Consider the following 1,647-nt stretch of genomic DNA (forward strand, 5'->3'; position numbering starts at 1 on the left):
AAAGTTCTTTTTGTAAAATTGCTTATGAGGAGTTTCTACATCACCATGCTTACGGCTATCCAAATCATTCTAATCTGACCCTTTGGAGTTGGAAGTATGTAAGAGGAGGTAACTGTTGACTCATTACCCACTACTCCGACAGTAAAGGAATATACAGATAACCAGTTTCATCATCTGTCTTGCTACCTGTTTGCCTATTAAAAAGTTCGTAAATTATCGCATTTCGGACATCGAAACCTAACCCTTCCTTTATCACCTTACCAGTGAAAAAATTGCTAATAAATTCTTCATTCCCATGTGAAATCTGTTGCTTCACTTCTGCAATTTCATTCACTCTTAAGAATCCCCACTTTAACAGGTCATCAGCTTTTACTTCGATTTTACCTCCGGTTGATAGCTTTTGAAGCATATAGCTTTTATATTTTCTCCTGGTAAAACCATTTTGTTGATTCAAGCAGGCATATAAATCAGCATTCTCAATCACTACCTTTCCACTATAGCCTGGAGAATTGATATCGCAGGCAACAAATAGACTATGACGGCCAAAGTCACTCAGTACCTGCTTCCTTCCGCAGCGATCGTTGCGGCTTATTTATGAAGTTATTTCTATTTCCTACTCTGTACTTCTACTCTTCATTAAGCCTTTTTTACAGCCAAATTCGTTAACCAAATTGCAACTATCAAGGGAACTACTATGACTAGAATAATATATAAAATATTTTTCAGACTATAAAAACAGCTTTCACTATAATGCTTTAGAATTTCGTCGCTTCTTTTCTTATAATACAACTGATAAACAAGAAAAAACCAAAGAAGCACTATAGGAAGAAGAATTAATCTGTTATAACCGTATTTATTACTTATTACGCCTATATTAAAGCCTGTAAAATATCTAAGAAATGCATGTATTAAACCTAAATGTATAATCATAGTTAATCCGACCATAGACGCAGGTAAAAAAGGAGATTTAAATTTTTTCCTCCATTCAAAAAATTTATAAAAGAACCAAAATACAAAGTTGTACATACTTCTATTTATCAAATAAGTTTTCTGTAATACTCTTTCCGGTTGAACTTGTTACGATAAAATCTGCCACAAAATAAGTCAAACCAATACCCCAACCAACAGGGCCACTTCCTAATAGCAAGGTTTGGGCTGTTCCAATAAGTACATCAGCAGTATGATGGTTTTGCCACCCCTTTTCAGATGTCAATCCATCTATAACTGTTATCCCTATTCCTGCAACTCCAGCCCCGGTAGCAAGCTTACTTGCTGCATTTGATACTTTGCTTAATCCAACCGCTGACTTAGTGAGACGAGCAAAATCATCAACATTGTTCAGGTTCTCCTTCATTGCATTGGTAACCAGTTCATGCTCATTGGGTTAAATAGCTTTCGGAAATTACCAATCAACTTTCAATATTGTGGGGTTCAAAAAAATACTCCCCATTTTTTTTATAATAGATAAAATACAATTTTAAAGCTGAGTCTGAACTATAAAACCTTATTTCAATAGCTGTTTTTTTCACATTGTTTACCTTTAAATAAACATCAACCCCCATAGCCGCTGATAAGTAATCTTTCTTGATTATTCCCTTTTTAAGCGCTTCTTCCAAATTCTTAAGTACATCATTCGAGGCGGGAAAT

3 protein-coding genes are annotated in these 1,647 nt (G+C 34.9%); all 3 read right to left on the reverse strand.

Going from position 1 to position 1,647, the window contains the following annotated elements; genetic code table 11:
- Nucleotides 1-130: 130 nt before the first annotated feature.
- Nucleotides 131-409, reverse strand: a complete 279-nt coding sequence (locus tag A4R26_RS09960) for a hypothetical protein (RefSeq protein WP_081163640.1) — start codon at nt 407-409, stop codon at nt 131-133.
- Between the two features lie 621 nt (nt 410-1,030).
- The gene (locus A4R26_RS09970; RefSeq protein ID WP_081163642.1) at nt 1,031-1,354 is read right to left on the reverse strand and encodes a hypothetical protein; all 324 of its coding nucleotides are present in this window, start codon (nt 1,352-1,354) and stop codon (nt 1,031-1,033) included.
- A gap of 55 nt (nt 1,355-1,409) precedes the next feature.
- On the reverse strand, nt 1,410-1,647 hold a 238-nt coding region (locus A4R26_RS09975; RefSeq protein ID WP_165760216.1), incomplete at its 5' end, for a hypothetical protein.

This window comes from Niastella populi (assembly GCF_002078015.1).
GTDB classification, from domain to species: Bacteria; Bacteroidota; Bacteroidia; order Chitinophagales; family Chitinophagaceae; genus Niastella; species Niastella populi.

What these genes read in the sequence shown, in the direction of transcription:
- A4R26_RS09970 (WP_081163642.1), bottom strand. Translation starts at nt 1,354, where the DNA reads ATGAAGGAGAACCTGAACAATGTTGATGATTTTGCTCGTCTCACTAAG.
- A4R26_RS09960 (WP_081163640.1), bottom strand. Translation starts at nt 409, where the DNA reads ATGCTTCAAAAGCTATCAACCGGAGGTAAAATCGAAGTAAAAGCTGAT.